16 protein-coding genes are annotated in these 14,931 nt (G+C 56.7%); 10 read left to right on the top strand and 6 right to left on the bottom strand.

From position 1 onward, the window contains the following. Positions 1-28: 28 nt before the first annotated feature. Together ACR0NN_RS00370 and ACR0NN_RS00375 are read right to left on the bottom strand one after the other, a co-directional pair. Entirely contained in the window at positions 29-919 is an 891-nt protein-coding gene (locus ACR0NN_RS00370) for a fatty acid desaturase (protein WP_170718594.1), read from the bottom strand. Between the two features lie 4 nt (positions 920-923). Next, positions 924-1,343, bottom strand: coding sequence for a cupin domain-containing protein (locus ACR0NN_RS00375; RefSeq protein WP_170718596.1), 420 nt, complete (start codon positions 1,341-1,343; stop codon positions 924-926). A gap of 86 nt (positions 1,344-1,429) precedes the next feature. On the opposite strand from ACR0NN_RS00375, the gene ACR0NN_RS00380 reads away from it, so the two are divergent. The 6 genes from ACR0NN_RS00380 to ACR0NN_RS00405 all read left to right on the top strand — a co-directional run bounded on the left by ACR0NN_RS00380 (position 1,430) and on the right by ACR0NN_RS00405 (position 7,658). Then, positions 1,430-2,848 (top strand): protein adenylyltransferase SelO, encoded by a 1,419-nt coding sequence (locus ACR0NN_RS00380; protein WP_170718600.1) that lies wholly within the window; start codon positions 1,430-1,432, stop codon positions 2,846-2,848. 202 nt (positions 2,849-3,050) lie between these two features. Beyond that, positions 3,051-3,755 (top strand): endonuclease/exonuclease/phosphatase family protein, encoded by a 705-nt coding sequence (locus ACR0NN_RS00385; RefSeq protein ID WP_170718602.1) that lies wholly within the window; start codon positions 3,051-3,053, stop codon positions 3,753-3,755. A 71-nt stretch (positions 3,756-3,826) separates the two neighbouring features. Next, the gene (locus ACR0NN_RS00390; protein ID WP_170683579.1) at positions 3,827-4,240 is read left to right on the top strand and encodes a Fur family transcriptional regulator; all 414 of its coding nucleotides are present in this window, start codon (positions 3,827-3,829) and stop codon (positions 4,238-4,240) included. 131 nt (positions 4,241-4,371) lie between these two features. Further along, complete coding sequence (locus ACR0NN_RS00395; protein ID WP_170683580.1) at positions 4,372-5,250, top strand: DMT family transporter; 879 nt, start codon at positions 4,372-4,374, stop codon at positions 5,248-5,250. 135 nt (positions 5,251-5,385) lie between these two features. Continuing rightward, positions 5,386-6,663, top strand: coding sequence for a phosphopyruvate hydratase (eno, locus tag ACR0NN_RS00400; RefSeq protein ID WP_170683581.1), 1,278 nt, complete (start codon positions 5,386-5,388; stop codon positions 6,661-6,663). Positions 6,664-6,956: 293 nt separating this feature from the next. Continuing rightward, complete coding sequence (locus ACR0NN_RS00405; RefSeq protein WP_170718604.1) at positions 6,957-7,658, top strand: hypothetical protein; 702 nt, start codon at positions 6,957-6,959, stop codon at positions 7,656-7,658. A 79-nt stretch (positions 7,659-7,737) separates the two neighbouring features. Here the strand turns inward: ACR0NN_RS00405 and ACR0NN_RS00410 are convergent, their stop codons facing one another. Then, positions 7,738-9,018, bottom strand: coding sequence for a serine hydrolase domain-containing protein (locus tag ACR0NN_RS00410; protein WP_170718610.1), 1,281 nt, complete (start codon positions 9,016-9,018; stop codon positions 7,738-7,740). A gap of 790 nt (positions 9,019-9,808) precedes the next feature. Here ACR0NN_RS00410 and ACR0NN_RS00415 point away from each other — a divergent pair. Together ACR0NN_RS00415 and ACR0NN_RS00420 are read left to right on the top strand one after the other, a co-directional pair. Beyond that, positions 9,809-10,126 carry a hypothetical protein gene (locus ACR0NN_RS00415; RefSeq protein ID WP_170718613.1) on the top strand — a complete coding sequence of 106 codons (318 nt, stop codon included), beginning with the start codon at positions 9,809-9,811 and terminating at the stop codon, positions 10,124-10,126. 101 nt (positions 10,127-10,227) lie between these two features. After that, positions 10,228-10,395 (top strand): hypothetical protein, encoded by a 168-nt coding sequence (locus ACR0NN_RS00420; RefSeq protein ID WP_170683600.1) that lies wholly within the window; start codon positions 10,228-10,230, stop codon positions 10,393-10,395. On the opposite strand, the gene ACR0NN_RS00425 is transcribed toward ACR0NN_RS00420, so the two are convergent. The 3 genes from ACR0NN_RS00425 to mazG form a co-directional block, all read right to left on the bottom strand. After that, positions 10,392-10,841, bottom strand: a complete 450-nt coding sequence (locus ACR0NN_RS00425) for a GNAT family N-acetyltransferase (RefSeq protein WP_170718615.1) — start codon at positions 10,839-10,841, stop codon at positions 10,392-10,394. The two genes, ACR0NN_RS00420 and ACR0NN_RS00425, sit on opposite strands and share 4 nt — an antisense overlap. Beyond that, positions 10,838-11,776: a nucleoside hydrolase gene (locus ACR0NN_RS00430; protein ID WP_170718618.1), complete on the bottom strand. Its 939-nt coding sequence runs from the start codon at positions 11,774-11,776 to the stop codon at positions 10,838-10,840. The genes ACR0NN_RS00425 and ACR0NN_RS00430 overlap by 4 nt, the downstream gene beginning before the upstream one ends. Before the next feature lie 63 nt (positions 11,777-11,839). Further along, positions 11,840-12,697: a nucleoside triphosphate pyrophosphohydrolase gene (gene mazG, locus ACR0NN_RS00435; protein WP_170720145.1), complete on the bottom strand. Its 858-nt coding sequence runs from the start codon at positions 12,695-12,697 to the stop codon at positions 11,840-11,842. A 66-nt stretch (positions 12,698-12,763) separates the two neighbouring features. On the opposite strand from mazG, the gene ACR0NN_RS00440 reads away from it, so the two are divergent. Both ACR0NN_RS00440 and speB read left to right on the top strand, forming a co-directional pair. Then, positions 12,764-13,927: a M20 aminoacylase family protein gene (locus ACR0NN_RS00440; RefSeq protein ID WP_170718621.1), complete on the top strand. Its 1,164-nt coding sequence runs from the start codon at positions 12,764-12,766 to the stop codon at positions 13,925-13,927. Positions 13,928-13,939: 12 nt separating this feature from the next. After that, positions 13,940-14,908, top strand: a complete 969-nt coding sequence (gene speB, locus ACR0NN_RS00445; protein ID WP_170540230.1) for an agmatinase — start codon at positions 13,940-13,942, stop codon at positions 14,906-14,908. The last annotated feature ends 23 nt before the right edge of the window (positions 14,909-14,931 follow it).

Raw genomic sequence — 14,931 nt, forward strand, 5'->3', positions numbered from 1 at the left:
ATATTTTTGGCCAGATGAAGTAGCGGATCTAGTGCCGGAGGGTATGCGTGTAATCCTGCGTGAACTCGGTGTAGCCGTCAGAGGTGGATTTCAGATGGGCGTGTGTCCAGCGGTGGAACGCTGGGAGCTGGTGAAAGGGCACGTTCGGGAAGGCGTGGTGTTCTGCGTGGTAAGGCATGTTCCACGCCAGAAATCGGACGATCCGATTGGTGAAAGTGGTGCGTGAGTTTTCCAGCATATTGGCGACGGGAGGGCAGAGGCCGTGTTCGGCAAGCAGGTAGAGACGTAGGAACGGTTGGCCGACAATCACGGGCAAGAGCCAGAGCCAGAATATTGCCGGTGTGAAGAACAGGCTGAACCCAGCGAGGGCATATAGGGCGAGCAGAAGTCGCGCCTCGGTCCGGATGGCGCGATGCTGTCGGGCGGGCAAATAGTCGGCATCGATCTTTCCCCGCGCGTTTCTGACCAGAGTGCTTGCCATAGCGGACCAGTAGAGCCAGCCGGTCAGGTAGACGGCAAGGCTGCGCCAAGTGTCGGGGCGGGGTTTGCCATCAAGCTCGGGGTCTTTTGTCGGGTGGTTGGTCCATTTGTGATGCGCCAGGTGGAAATAGCGAAACCAAGTAAACGGTAGGCAGATGGGGATTGAGACCAGATGCCCGATCACATCGTTCAGCCATCCCGTTTTGAACGGTGTCTTATGGGTGCATTCGTGGCTGAGCGTGAACAGGAAGACCAGCAGCAGGCCTTGGGGTAGGATCAGGAGGGGCCAGAAGGGAAGTTGCAGGGCGATGCCGGTTGAGGTCGCGGCCAAGGCTCCTAAATAGATCGCGAGATGTTTTAGGCCCGCGAAGTCCGAGCGCTGTTGCAGCTTGTCCTTGGCCTCGGGCGGGATTTCCGCGATCAGAGAGCGGTGGTCCATTTGACTACTTTCCTGGAATGTCAAAGCCTGGCTCGGCCAGTTCAAACCCGTCAAATTCAAAGCCGGGCGACACTGTGCAACTGACCAGCGTGTAGTCGCCGCTGCTGCGAGCGGCTTGCCAGTGGCCTTTCGGCACAATGAGCTGTGGCGCGCCTTGGGTCAGGTCGGGTGTCAGCACGTGGTCCTTGGCAGGGCCGGTATCGGTGGCGCTAAGGGAAAGGATCAGCGGAGCGCCGGAGTGGTAGAGCCAGATCTCGGTCGCGTCGACCTTGTGCCAATGGCTGCGCTCGCCTTCAGCCAGCAGGAAATAGATACATGTGCCCGTGGCACGGCCGGGATTGTCGGCGCGCCAGGTTTCTTTGAACCAGCCACCTTCTGGATGCTGTTGCAGGTTTAGATGCTTGATGATGTCTTGCGCAGTCATTGTGCCCTCGGGTTGATTGCCGGGATTATGCACGGGCGGGCGCGATCTGCTATGGCAATTATGCGGGCAACACATATGTTTGCCGCATGACCTTGATGATCCCCTTCGACAACAGCTACGCGCGGCTGCCTGACAGCTTCTTTGCCCAGCAGGACCCTGTTCCCGTGCGCGCGCCAAATCTGATTGCCTTCAACAGTGACCTTGCGCAATTGCTGGGGATATCTCCCGGTGATGTGGAAGAGATGGCGCAGGCCTTTGCGGGCAATGCCGTGCCCGATGGTGCGCAGCCCCTGGCGCAGCTTTATTCCGGGCATCAGTTTGGCACCTATAACCCTCAGTTGGGGGATGGGCGTGCGGTTTTGTTAGGTGAGACGATCGGATCGGACGGGATCCGGCGGGATATCCAATTGAAGGGCTCGGGGCAGACACCGTTCTCGCGCCGGGGGGACGGACGCGCCTGGTTGGGGCCGGTGCTGCGTGAATACGTGGTGTCCGAGGCGATGCATGCGCTGGGCATTCCCACAACGCGGGCCTTGGCAGCGGTCGAGACCGGAGAGATCGTGCTGCGCGAAGGTCCGATGCCCGGAGCGGTGCTGACCCGCGTGGCCCAGAGCCATCTGCGGGTGGGCACGTTTCAGGTGTTTGCAGCGCGGGGACAGTTGGAAAACCTGCGACAGCTGACGGAGTACGCCATTCAGCGGCATTACCCCGAAGCTGAGGGGCCAATGGGCCTGTTGCGCGCAGTTCGGGATGCGCAGGCGCGGCTGATCGCGCAATGGATGAGCGTGGGCTTCATTCATGGGGTCATGAATACCGACAATAGCTCGATCGCGGGGGAGACCATCGATTACGGGCCTTGTGCGTTTATGGACAGCTATCACCCCAACACGGTCTACAGCTCGATCGACCGGATGGGGCGCTATGCCTATTCCAACCAGCCCGATATCGCGGTCTGGAATCTGGCGCAGTTGGCGACGGCCCTGATTCAGCAGTACGAAGATAAAAACGCCGCCGTCGAAGAGGCGACTGAGGTTGTTCATGCCATGCCCGAATTGATGCAGGAGCATTGGCTGCAGCGGTTCCGGGCCAAGATCGGATTGGTACGGGCAGAGGAAGGGGATCTTGAAATGATCTCGGACCTGTTGACCCGGATGGCGCAGAATCAGGCGGATTTCACCAACACGTTCCGTGCACTGGGCGACGAGCGTGCGCGGGATCAGTTTACCGATCCGGCTGCTTTTGACGAGTGGGCCACGAGCTGGCGGGTGCGACTGGCGCGTGAGGATGCGCCGTCAGATGTGATGGTCGCAGCCAATCCGGCCTTCATTCCGCGCAACCACCGGATTGAGCAGATGATTCAGGCCGCTGTGCAGGGGGATTATGCGCCGTTCCATCGGCTCAACGAGGTATTGGCGCGGCCCTATGAGGATCAGCCGGAAGCGACGGATCTGCAGCGGCCACCTGCGGAGAATGAGGTTGTACACGCGACTTTTTGCGGGACGTAGGATGCCGGGCGCGGTCGGTTTCTTGAAAAGAAACCGGGCCTGAAACTTTGAAAGTTTCAGGTTCCTTGAATTAGTTGAGCGTCAATGAGGTATTCGCCCTAGATTTAGAAGCACATGAGGACCAAGGCCCGTCTGCGTTCGCTTCGGCTTGCACTTGCCCTGTCAGTTGGCGATCTTGTGACAAACCAGTATTAGTGTACCGATGACCAATCACCCGACGTTGCGCCTTGCCAGTTACAACATTCAGAAATGCCTGGGCCTCGATTTTCGGCGGCAGCCGCAGCGAATCTTGCAGGTCATTGAAAACATGCGGGCCGATATTGTCGTGCTGCAGGAAGCGGACAAGCGTTTGCCTCCGCGTCCCGCCGCTTTGCCGCATTTCATGCTGGATGAAGCCGGGTGGCAGATCGTTGATCTGGGTGGTGCAGGCAGTCTAGGGTGGCACGGCAACGCGGTGATCTGGCGGGGGGATGCCATTCAGGTGCGCCAGACCGGGCATCACGATTTGCCGGGGTTGGAGCCGCGGGGTGCCGTCCGGGTGGAATTTGATACCCCTATCGGGCCATTGCGCGTGATGGGAATGCATCTTGGGCTGTTCCCCGCATCACGTCGCCAGCAGATTACCCATATCCGCCGCTGTGATTCTGATCTGGACGAGATGCCTACCGTTTGGGCCGGGGATTTCAACGAATGGTCGCGCCAGCCGGTGCTGGATCATTTGGCGCCCAATATGCAGTTTTTGCCCCCGGTACCCAGTTTTCCCGCCGCACAACCGCTTGGAGCGCTGGATAGAATCGCTCTGGGGCAGGGGCTAGAGGCGACATTACATGGGGTGCATAACGCGAGGCCTGCGCATATCGCCTCGGACCATTTGCCAGTTTGGGCGGACCTTCGCCGCGCAGCCTGAGGCAAAATCGTCTGTGGCGCCGCGCGCTTTGACATATTAAGACAGAGGTCCGAACAGATCCGGGGGTCACCATGTCCGATACGATTATCGCCCGTTGCGAAGCCAAGGGCTTGCGCATGACCGGCCAGCGCCGGACCATTGCTCAGGTCTTGCAGCAGAGCGCGGATCACCCGGATGTGGAAGAGCTGTATGCGCGCGCCTCGGCCGAGGATGCGGGCATCTCGATTGCCACCGTCTATCGCACCGTCAAGCTGTTCGAAGAGGCAGGCATTCTGGAGCGGCTGGAGTTCGGTGACGGCCGAGCGCGTTATGAGGATGCTGAGCGTGATCACCATGACCATCTGATCGACATGCAGTCCGGCGCGGTGATCGAGTTTGTTGATCCCGAGATCGAAGCGCTTCAGGAAAAGATCGCGGCCAAGCTGGGATACAAGCTGAAAGGCCACCGGCTGGAGCTTTATGGCGTGCCGCTGGAGAAAGACTGACCCATCACGAAACGCGATAGATCAGCACACATGAATTCATCAATCTTGTCGCAATAGCGCTTGCGACGTCGGCTGCGTTACGATTTTGCTGCAGGAATGCCTGAGGGCGGAATATTCCAACGGAAACGCGCATGAACAACGTACACGGCATTTTGCTGATCATCGGCTCGATGGCGGCCTTCGCGATCGAGGATATGTTTATCAAATACCTCTCGGTCAGCGTTCCGACCGGTCAGATTCTGATTGCTCTGGGCGTCGTTTGCGGCTTGAGTTTTGCCGTGTTGTCGGTAGCGACGCGTAAGCGGATTTTTGATCCGGCAGCATGGACATTATTGCCGCTTGCACGCGCCGCATCCGAAGGCGTGGGTGCGGTACTCTTCGTGACCGCGTTATCCCTGATAGATCTCTCCACCGTTGCTGCAGTGTTTCAGGCTTTGCCGTTGGCTGTGACGATGGGGGCCGCGCTGTTTCTGGGCGAGATGGTTGGGTGGCGCCGATGGAGCGCGATTGGTGTCGGTTTCCTGGGTGTTCTTATGATCATTCGGCCGGGCTTGGCTGGGTTTCAGCCCGAAACTCTGTTGGTTGTCGCGACCGTTTTCCTGATCGCCGCGCGCGATCTGATCACACGCAAGCTGGATGTGCGGGTGGCATCTTCGGTTGTTGCGATGCAGGCCTATATCGCTGCAATCGTGGCAGGGGTTGTTTTGATGATCACCACCGGCCAGTCTGTCGTGCCCGTGCAATCATCGCAGGTTCTGCCTTACCTGGCTGCGTTTGTCTTCAGCATGTTGGGCTATTACGGAATCGTCGCCGGAATGCGGTTAGGTGAGGCCTCGGCCATGATGCCGTTTCGCTATACGCGCCTGGTGTTTTCGATGATCGCCGGTGTGCTGATGTTCAATGAACGTCCGGATGCGATGACGCTGGCAGGGGCCACGCTGATCATTGGTTCAGGTCTTTACACCTTTGTCCGCGAACGCCGTCTTGCGCGTGAAATGGTTCCGGCCTGAGCCGTGTTGGCGCAAACAGTAAGCTGTTAGCCCTAAAGGTCAGCCAATACCTGTGTTAGCGATAACGGAAACGGTTTACTTTTCGTCGGGTGCTGCTATGAGGCATGCAACCGTTGCCATATTGGGACCCGTATCATGAGCACCATCATCGACATCCACGCACGCGAAATTCTGGACAGCCGGGGCAACCCGACTGTCGAAGTGGACGTGATCCTGGAGGACGGCACCATGGGCCGCGCCGCAGTACCTTCGGGGGCGTCTACGGGTGCTTATGAGGCGGTTGAAAAGCGGGACGGCGACAAATCCCGTTACATGGGCAAAGGCGTGCTGGAGGCCGTCGCTGCGGTGAACGGAGAAATCGCAGAAGAGCTGGTGGGCTTTGACGCGACCGAGCAGGTGGCCATCGATCAGGCGATGATCGAACTCGACGGGACCGAGAACAAAGGCCGTCTGGGTGCCAACGCCATTCTGGGTGTCTCGCTGGCGACCGCAAAGGCGGCGGCGGATTTCACCACCCAGCCTCTGTATCGCTATGTCGGCGGTACGTCGGCCCGTGTTCTGCCCGTTCCGATGATGAACATCATCAACGGAGGTGAGCACGCGGATAACCCGATCGACATTCAGGAATTCATGATCATGCCGACCTCGGCCGCGAATATCCGCGAGGCGGTGCGCATGGGGTCCGAGGTGTTCCACACGCTGAAACGTGAGTTGTCGGCGGCCGGTCTGGCCACTGGTGTGGGGGACGAGGGCGGTTTCGCTCCCAATATTGCGTCCACCCGCGAAGCCTTGGATTTCATTCTGCAAGCCATTGAAAAAGCAGGATACAAGCCGGGTGATGAAATCCACCTTGCGCTGGATTGTGCTGCCACCGAATACTATCGCGATGGAAAGTATGTGCTGGCTGGCGAGAACATCACCCTGAGTTCGGAAGAAAACGCCGAATATCTGGCGACCCTGGCCAAGGACTATCCGATCATCTCGATCGAAGACGGTATGTCCGAGGATGACTGGGACGGCTGGAAAGCCCTGACCGATGCCATCGGCGACAAGGTTCAGCTTGTGGGCGACGATCTGTTCGTGACCAACCCTGCACGTCTGGCCGAAGGGATTGAGCGCGGCTGCGCCAACTCGATGCTGGTCAAGGTGAACCAGATCGGTTCGCTGACCGAAACCTTGCGCGCCGTAGATATGGCCCACCGTGCTCGGTACACCAACGTGATGTCGCACCGCTCGGGCGAGACCGAAGATGCCACGATTGCCGATCTGGCGGTAGCGACGAACTGTGGTCAGATCAAAACCGGCTCGCTGGCGCGCTCAGACCGGTTGGCGAAGTACAACCAGTTGATCCGCATCGAGGAATCTCTGGGTGAGGTCGCAGAATACGCAGGTGCGTCGATCCTGAAGCGGTGATTTGGCCCCACTTGCGAAGCCCCGATCAGGCCCCGGTCCCACGACCGGGGTCTTTTCTTTTCGTGGACGACTTTCAAGTAATTTAACCAATGCTGCTGTCGCTAAGCTTGTTCTCTGATGGCAGGTTTGAGCCCTAAGTTCAATTTTCTGCATCGTGCATCAATGCCGGAAGTGCAGAAGAAAGCTGTCGTTGAGTGTTCTATTCAAACCGCACCTTCTTCACTTTTTGGGTTGTGCTTTTGCTTCCAAGGGGTGTCTCATACAAATTGTAATGTGATCATTGGATCTTAGCCGTGTTCGACGCGTCGACATACCTTGCGATAACTTCGATTGCAGTCATCGGCACTGTTCACGTCTTCTGCGTGTCTTTTTACCGGAGATTCCCCGCCCTGGCAGGCTGGCTTTCTGATTTTTCATCTGGGATCGGACTTGGCTATGCTTTCCTTTTCTTACTGCCAAAAATCGGTGAGTTGTCGGCCGATTTGGCTGCAAATGGGAAATGGGAAAACTCGCTGTTCGGTTATTCGCTCCTAGGATTTCTCATTTACTACTTGCTTGAAGCCAGTCGCGACACGGGGGCCGATAACAGGTTGTCGCTTGGCTTGGACACGGTGGCACTTGGAACCTATAACTGCTTGCTTGCCATTACCGTCATGCAAACGACGGGAACATCACCTGAGCTGTACGCTGTTGGAACGTTGGCCTATTCATTGCATTTGTTTGGGGTGAATATCTTTCTCTATAAGACCCACCCCGGACACATGTCTGGATGGCTACGCGCATACTTTGTCGCGTCGCTCGCAGTCGGCATATTGATCGGTCTCAACGCGGACAAAAGTAGTATGATCTATTCAATTGCGACTGGGTTAACAGGGGGTGTGATAATAGCCCTGTCTCTTCGGATTAAACTATCCAGCCTTTCGGCAGTGAATACAAAAGCTCTGTTAACTGGTGTGGTGTTTGCTGCGGTCGCAGTGGAGGTCACCCGGTACTAACCCGACGACACTATTGAGCCCTTCTTTAGTATAAGCCGAGCCATTTGGCTCAGCTTACTAGATTAAGACAACCTGAAATTCATTTGCTCAAAGTCTCTGCAATGCCTTTCATCGCAACCATCGAGTCCAGGTACATAGGTGTATTTTGAACGTCTGGCTGGCTTGATAGCTTCACCATAACCACATTGGCTTTCTGGTTCACATACAATAGCTGCCCATAGACACCAATGCCGTAGAACGCACCATTTTCTCTATCTTTGACCCAGACTTGGTTACGGTAGTGGAAGCCTTCAAACACCTCTGCATATGCGCTTTTCTCATAAGCTGCGATAACGTCATCATTTGCTTGAATCGTGTCAGCTATCCAATCAGGAGGAATAACTTGAGTGTCGTAAACCTTTCCGTTGTCCAGCATCATTATGCCAAATCGCAATAGGTCACGAGAGCTGGTAAATAACCCACCACTCGTTTGCACAATCCTTTTGGGCCCTAGTTCGCTATATGCAGGGTCCTGAGCACCGATGTCCTGCCACAACTCGGCCAGTACATCCAGATAGCTTTCTCCAGTTGCCGACTCGATAACCATACCCAGCAACGCAGATAGCACTGAACGGTAACTATAAACTTCACCGTCTTCTACCAAGGTCTCGCGATCACTAAGAGAGATCATGTACTCCTTAACGCCCGACTCTGTATCACAAATTTCAACTTTTTCAGAGAGGTCCTGACCAAACGCACAGAACAGATCACCGGCATCGTCTAAGTAGCCGCTAGAAGCATCTTTCCAATCAACAGCAGCGGTCATATCAAGTAGGTGTCTAACCGTTGTATTTTTGAATGCTGGGCCTTCCAACTCTGGCAGGTATTCGGTGATCAGCTTTTTAGGATCTAATTCTCCCGCCTCAACCGCCAGCCCTGCTGCCATACCCAACACTGTCTTGGTGATCGAGTGAATGCGGTGAGGCGTATCAGCTCTCATACCATTGAAGTACTTTTCAGCGACCAATTTGCCATCGTGATAAATCAAAAAGCTATCGGTATGCGTTTGATGCAACCAATCGTTGATGTTCCGTTCTTCACTATTGCTAGCTGTGAAAACAAAAGTCTCAAGCTCAGTTGGGTATGCCGCTTTTTCCAAAGCACGTACCCAATCTGACGGTGGAACTCGTGCTAATTCGCCAAAAACATTTGTGCCTTCGAATATCCAAGGGCTTCTATCTACGGACTCAACGGTTTCATCCCAGAAATAACCAGCCTCTGCGCTTACTGGTTGTGTAGAAGCAGTAAATACCGCACCGGAGGCCAAAAGAGCGATAGCAATAGCGGAAGTCACTAACAGCTTGTTTGCATTTCTTTTCATTTTGGGGATCTCCGTCCGACTAGACAATCTCTGAACAATCCAGCCATGCTTCAGCTCTGGTGTCTAGCCTCTTGTGTTTGGGCCACAGGCTATCAGACGACTGCGAATTAATCTCTGGTAGGGCAATTTAGTAGTCGCAAGCGACGGATGGCAGATACTGTGCGTTAGTCGCCTTGAGCAATGCCCGTTTCGTGCGCATTTCGGAGGATGTAAAGCTCGAAATGAAGGCCCGCTTCGGTGTGAGACCAGTCACCAGAAAGCGATGAGCATAAGGCGGCCTTAGTCCGCACAGCCGACATTGATCGAAAGCCAATGCTACATAATTTGTTTGCGCTTCGTACGGCGGAATCTAGGTCAAGATAAAGCTGATCACCGGCCTTGCGTAGGCCCTTTCTTTTTCGTGCCTGTCTGAATGCTGAATCACCGAGTGCCGCCTCGGTATGCGCCGGTCAAAGAGGGTGCCTTTATTCACTGCCAGTCGTTCCCATCAAGACGCGCGCGCCCACTCGACGGGCAATGATGGCGACCCAGCCATCATGCGCCAGGGTTTGAGCATGAGTTTGCGGGTAACGGTCGAGTCGGTTTTCTAATCGACCCTCAACCCTGGCAACCAACCGCGATTTCCCATGTCGCTCTTTGACAATGCTGGAGACCCCTTTGTTTGAAATATCCCGGCATCGCATGAGCAGCGCCGCCGTGCGGTATGGAATTTTTTACTTTGTCTTCAGCGCGAACTGTCTAAGCTGCTTGAGGCAGGCCAGTGCTGCTGGCCGATAAGAGGGGGTATCTTATGACCGCATACAAATATCTTGTTGGTGCAATCGCTTTGACGGTGCTGCCTCAGTTTTCGTGGGCTGATCGGCCACCTGAGGCCGTGTGCCAGAAGATGGTGGAGGGCGATCCCAGTGGGCAGATCACGATGGAGGAATGCCTGTGCACCTATAACGTCGCCGATACGGTGCTGGACGATGACATCAAGACGCTCTTGTTCGACTCCTGGTACACGGGCGAGAATATCACCGAGAAGTTGAACGCGCTGCCGCAGCCCAAGCGGGTACCGAGGCAGTTAAAGACCATGGAGCGGACCTTCAACAAAAACTGCCTCTAATTTCGAAAGCCACCGACATAAAAATTGTTATGTGTGAACTTGTTCCTATAACGGAACCGTGATCCCCAATAGTCTGCATGTATTGCAGAAAGGGGGACGATATGTCTGCTTCAAAGGTCTTTCTTGTAATTTCAATGCTTTCCGCAGGGCTGTTGGCCGCTTGCTCAGAGCCAGGGACCTATCCGATCACGGGGATGGAGGTCTCACAGGATGATCCGGTGCAGGAAATGGCCAATCCGGCTGTTATTTTCCGGGGAGAGTCGCGTTAAAGCGATTTGCTCATCAGCATGTAGCGATCGCGCGGATTGAAACCTGAGCGCAGATAAAGCTTTTGCGCGGTCTCATTGGTGCGGTCGACCTCAAGATGCAGGGCGGTCAGACCAGCCTCGGCCAGCGCTTTGGGGAGATCATGCAGGACTTCGGTGGCGATGCCACGGCCGCGAACGGCGGGGCGGATGTAGATTTCATCGACAAAGGCATCCATGCCACCAAACTCGACCGACCAGCCGAAGGTGAGGATGACATAGCCCAGCGGCGCGCGTCCCGGCCCGATCAGATATACGCACCCATGCGGTATGCCGTCCAAAAGAGGGGCCAGCGCGTTGCGGCGTTTCTCGTCATCTTGCGCGATGCCGGATTCCGAATGAAACGCTGCAACCAGCGTCATCAGGCGGTCCAGATCGTCGGGGCGGGCGAGGCGGAGTGCGGCGGTCATAGGCGGGCAAGTCTTTCTGTCAGCAGGTCGAAGAAACCCTGAGCGTCCACATCGCCCATGAACATGGCATTTGGTGCGCGGTCTGTGACCCGCCACCAGTCGGCCACTGTCATGCCTAAGGTCAATTCTGACTGAGTTTCGATCTCAACATTGATGTGGCGGCCCGAGAACAGCTCGGGGCGGATCAGATAGGCGGTGACGCAGGGATCATGCAGCGGTGCGCCTTCTGATCCGTATTTTTCCTTGTCGAAGCGTTCGAAAAAATCGGTCATCTCGGCGACGGCATGACCAACCTTGCTGTCCAATGCCCGGAACGCATCGTTGCGATGGGGCGTGACTAGCGCATCATGGGTGACATCCAGCGGCATCACCACTATGTGCGCGCCGGATTTAAACACGATATCAGCGGCTTCTGGGTCGACATAGATGTTAAACTCGGCAGCCGGTGTGATGTTTCCAACCTCGAAATACGCACCGCCCATCAGGACGATTTCTTGCACGCGCTCGATGATGTCGGGCGCTTTTTGGAAAGCGGAGGCGATGTTGGTCAGCGGCCCCAGCGGGCAGAGCGTTACCGTGCCGGGCTCATGTGTGCGCAGGGTATCGATGATGAAATCAACCGCGTGGCCTTCGGAAAGCGACATCTCGGGATCAGGGAGAACGGGACCGTCGAGCCCGGTTTTGCCATGCACATGTTCGGCAGTGACCAAAGGCCGATTCAACGGGCGATCGCACCCGGCATAGACTGGAATATCGGTATGGCCCGCCAGTTCGCATACGATAAGCGCATTCTTGGCGGTCAGTTCCAGCGGCACGTTTCCGGCGACGGCAGTGATGCCCAAAACCTCGATCTCTTCAGGGCTGGCAAGGGCCAGTAGAATAGCGACGGCGTCGTCCTGGCCGGGATCGGTGTCGATGATTATCTTGCGGGGCATGGGGGTCTCCGGGGGCGGTGAAGATCGGACACTCGCAAGTGTCGAGCGACTTGTCTAGCCGAATTACGTAGCTGCCGGCGCATCCACCGGCGGGAGTTTGCCATTGGCGCGGTGTTCTTCGATTTTCACTTCATCCCACAGCGCGTCCATTTCGGCCAGATCGCTTTGGGTGGGGGTTTTGCCGCGCTCCGCGAGCCGTTCTTCGATTTTTTCAAAGCGGCGGGTGAACTTGGCATTGGTGCGGCGCAGGGCGGCCTCGGGCTCGATGCCTAGGTGGCGGCCAAGGTTGACGATGACGAACAGCAGATCGCCGAATTCATCCTCAAGCGCGTCGGCATCCATGCTGTCGCGCGCCTCTTCCAACTCGGCGGCTTCTTCGGTGATCTTGGCAAGCACATGGCTGGCGTCGGGCCAGTCAAAGCCAACGCGCGCGGCACGTTTCTGCAGTTTGTGCGCACGCAGCAGGGCGGGCAGGTTCGCGGCGACGCCATCCAGTGCGCCTTTCTGTTCTTTGCCCGCGCGTTCGGCGGCTTTGATTGTTTCCCAGTCTTTCGTCTGTTGGTCGGCAGACTTGTCGCGGGATTCGTCGCCGAAGACATGCGGATGGCGGGCGACCATCTTGTCGGACATGGTACGCACCACATCCTGAAAGGTAAAATGCCCAGCCTCTTCAGCCATTTGCGCGTGGAAGACGGATTGGAACAGCAGGTCGCCCAGCTCTCCCTTCAACTCGTCATACGCTTCGCGCTCGATGGCATCGGCAACCTCATAGGCCTCTTCGATCGTATAGGGGGCAATCGTTGAAAAATCCTGCTCGATATCCCACGGGCAACCGGTTTGCGGGTCGCGCAGGCGGCGCATGATTTCCAGCAAACGCTCGATACCCGCGTCCGTGTCGTGGATCAGAGGATTTTCGGCCATTGCGAACCCTTTCGTTCCGGTGTCAGATGCATCCATCCCGCAGTCAGGATCAGGAGTCCAGCCCAGATGCCCGTCGTCAACCGAATTGCCGATTACGCCGCCGATATGGCCAAGTGGCGCCAGCACCTGCATACGATCCCCGAATTGGAGTTCGAATGCTATGAGACCGCCGCTTTTGTGGCTGAGCGTCTGCGCGAGTTTGGGGTGGATGAGCTGCATGAGGGGATCGCCAAAACCGGAATGGTCGCGATCATCAACGGGCAGGGCGAGGGGCCAACCATTGGTCTGCGCGCCGATATGGATGCGTTGCCGATCACCGAGGAGACGGGCGTAGAATACGCCTCAAAAAACCCCGGTAAGATGCACGCATGCGGTCATGACGGGCACACCACCATGCTGCTTGGTGCGGCGCGCTATTTGGCCGAAACACGGAATTTCGCAGGCCGCGTTGCGCTGATCTTTCAGCCTGCCGAGGAAGAAGGCGGTGGCGCGGGCGTGATGGTTGAAGAAGGCATCATGGATCGGTTCGGCATCTCTCAGGTCTATGGGATCCACAACACGCCGGGCCGACCTGAGGGCTTGTTCGAGACCACGCCGGGGCCGCTGATGGCGGCTGTCGATACGTTCGAGATACATATTCAGGGCGTTGGTGGCCATGGGGCCATGCCGCATGAGACCAAGGACCCTGTGATGGCGGCCTGCGGGATGGCGCAGGCGATTCAGACCATCGTCAGCCGCAACCACTATGCGTTGGATGATCTGGTGGTCTCGGTGACGCAAATTCACACTGGGACGGTGAATAACGTAGTCCCTGATACGGCGTATCTGAACGGTACCGTTCGCACCTTTGATCCGGCCGTGCAGAGGATGGTCAAAGAGAGAATGGCGCAGATCGTGGCGGGTCAAGCGGCATCGTACGGTGTTGAGGCCACGCTGGAGTATCAAGAGGGCTATCCTGCCACCATCAACGATGCCGAAAAGGCCGCGTTTGCGGCTGATGTGGCGCGGGATGTGTCGGGCGCGGAGCGTGTCGAGGCGAATGCCGGGCGCGAGATGGGGGCCGAGGATTTCTCATACATGCTGCAAGCGCGCCCGGGCGCTTACTTGTTTCTGGGGCAGGGAGAGGGGGCCGGGCTGCATCATCCGAAATACAACTTCAATGACGAGATCGCACCGGTCGGGGCATCGTTTTTCGCAAGGCTCGTCGAAACAGCGCAGCCCGTGAGCTGATAAGGAATAGACATGGCTCTGGAAGATGCAAAGAACCAGGTGGATGAGGCGTTCACCAACCCCGATCTAAAGGGGCTGTCTTATGAGAACACCTTTGGCGGCGCGACCTCATTCCTGCGGCGGCTCTATACCAAAGACCTGACGGGCGTTGACATCGCTGTAACCGGTGTGCCTTTCGATCAGGCGGTGACCAATCGGCCCGGAACGCGGCTTGGCCCCCGCGCGATCCGCGAGGCAAGCGCGCTGCAATCGCCTGATGCGCCCTATGGCTGGCCGTTTGATGCGCTGAGTGAACTGGCCATCGTTGACTACGGCGACATGGCTTATGACTACGCCAATATCCCAGCCTTTCCCGATACGCTGACCGACCATATTCGGACCATTCTGAAGGCCGATGTCGCTTCGGTCACGCTGGGCGGGGATCACTATATCAGCTTCCCGATTCTCAAGGCTTATGCCGAGAAATATGGGCCGATGTCTCTGCTGCAATTCGATGCGCACACGGACACTTGGGCCGATGACGACATGTCCCGCGTAGACCATGGGACGATGTTCTACAAAGCGGTGAAATCGGGGATTGTGGACCCGAAACGCTCGGTTCAGGTGGGGATACGCACGACGAACGAGGACACGCTGGGCGTCAACATCATCGATGCACGCGAGGTTTATGAATCCGGCCCTGCCGCCGTGGCGCAGAAGATCAAAGGAATACTGGGCGATAGACCCGTTTATCTGAGTTTCGACATCGACGGTCTTGATCCGGCCTTTGCCCCCGGAACCGGCACGCCGGTTTGGGGCGGGCTGAGTTCGATTCAGGCGCAAATCATCCTGCGGGACATTGCAGGGATCAATATCAAGGGTGGTGACGTGGTCGAGGTCTCTCCGCCCTACGATACCTCTGGAGCGACCGCGATCGCTGGGGCGCATGTGGCGACTCAGATCATTTGCCTTTTGGGATGGAACAAGCTGGTGAAACCTTAACCTTTGGTTAGGCATAATCCCGG

Source organism: Ruegeria sp. BA2 (genome assembly GCF_056539605.1).

Bases quoted from the DNA above. Each gene is read 5' to 3' on its own strand.
- ACR0NN_RS00440 (WP_170718621.1), top strand. From the start codon at position 12,764: ATGCCCGTCGTCAACCGAATTGCCGATTACGCCGCCGATATGGCCAAG.
- ACR0NN_RS00375 (WP_170718596.1), bottom strand. From the start codon at position 1,343: ATGACTGCGCAAGACATCATCAAGCATCTAAACCTGCAACAGCATCCA.
- ACR0NN_RS00385 (WP_170718602.1), top strand. From the start codon at position 3,051: ATGACCAATCACCCGACGTTGCGCCTTGCCAGTTACAACATTCAGAAA.
- ACR0NN_RS00410 (WP_170718610.1), bottom strand. From the start codon at position 9,018: ATGAAAAGAAATGCAAACAAGCTGTTAGTGACTTCCGCTATTGCTATC.
- ACR0NN_RS00395 (WP_170683580.1), top strand. From the start codon at position 4,372: ATGAACAACGTACACGGCATTTTGCTGATCATCGGCTCGATGGCGGCC.
- ACR0NN_RS00390 (WP_170683579.1), top strand. From the start codon at position 3,827: ATGTCCGATACGATTATCGCCCGTTGCGAAGCCAAGGGCTTGCGCATG.
- ACR0NN_RS00380 (WP_170718600.1), top strand. From the start codon at position 1,430: ATGACCTTGATGATCCCCTTCGACAACAGCTACGCGCGGCTGCCTGAC.
- mazG (WP_170720145.1), bottom strand. From the start codon at position 12,697: ATGGCCGAAAATCCTCTGATCCACGACACGGACGCGGGTATCGAGCGT.
- eno (WP_170683581.1), top strand. From the start codon at position 5,386: ATGAGCACCATCATCGACATCCACGCACGCGAAATTCTGGACAGCCGG.
- ACR0NN_RS00370 (WP_170718594.1), bottom strand. From the start codon at position 919: ATGGACCACCGCTCTCTGATCGCGGAAATCCCGCCCGAGGCCAAGGAC.
- ACR0NN_RS00430 (WP_170718618.1), bottom strand. From the start codon at position 11,776: ATGCCCCGCAAGATAATCATCGACACCGATCCCGGCCAGGACGACGCC.
- ACR0NN_RS00425 (WP_170718615.1), bottom strand. From the start codon at position 10,841: ATGACCGCCGCACTCCGCCTCGCCCGCCCCGACGATCTGGACCGCCTG.
- ACR0NN_RS00420 (WP_170683600.1), top strand. From the start codon at position 10,228: ATGTCTGCTTCAAAGGTCTTTCTTGTAATTTCAATGCTTTCCGCAGGG.
- ACR0NN_RS00415 (WP_170718613.1), top strand. From the start codon at position 9,809: ATGACCGCATACAAATATCTTGTTGGTGCAATCGCTTTGACGGTGCTG.
- speB (WP_170540230.1), top strand. From the start codon at position 13,940: ATGGCTCTGGAAGATGCAAAGAACCAGGTGGATGAGGCGTTCACCAAC.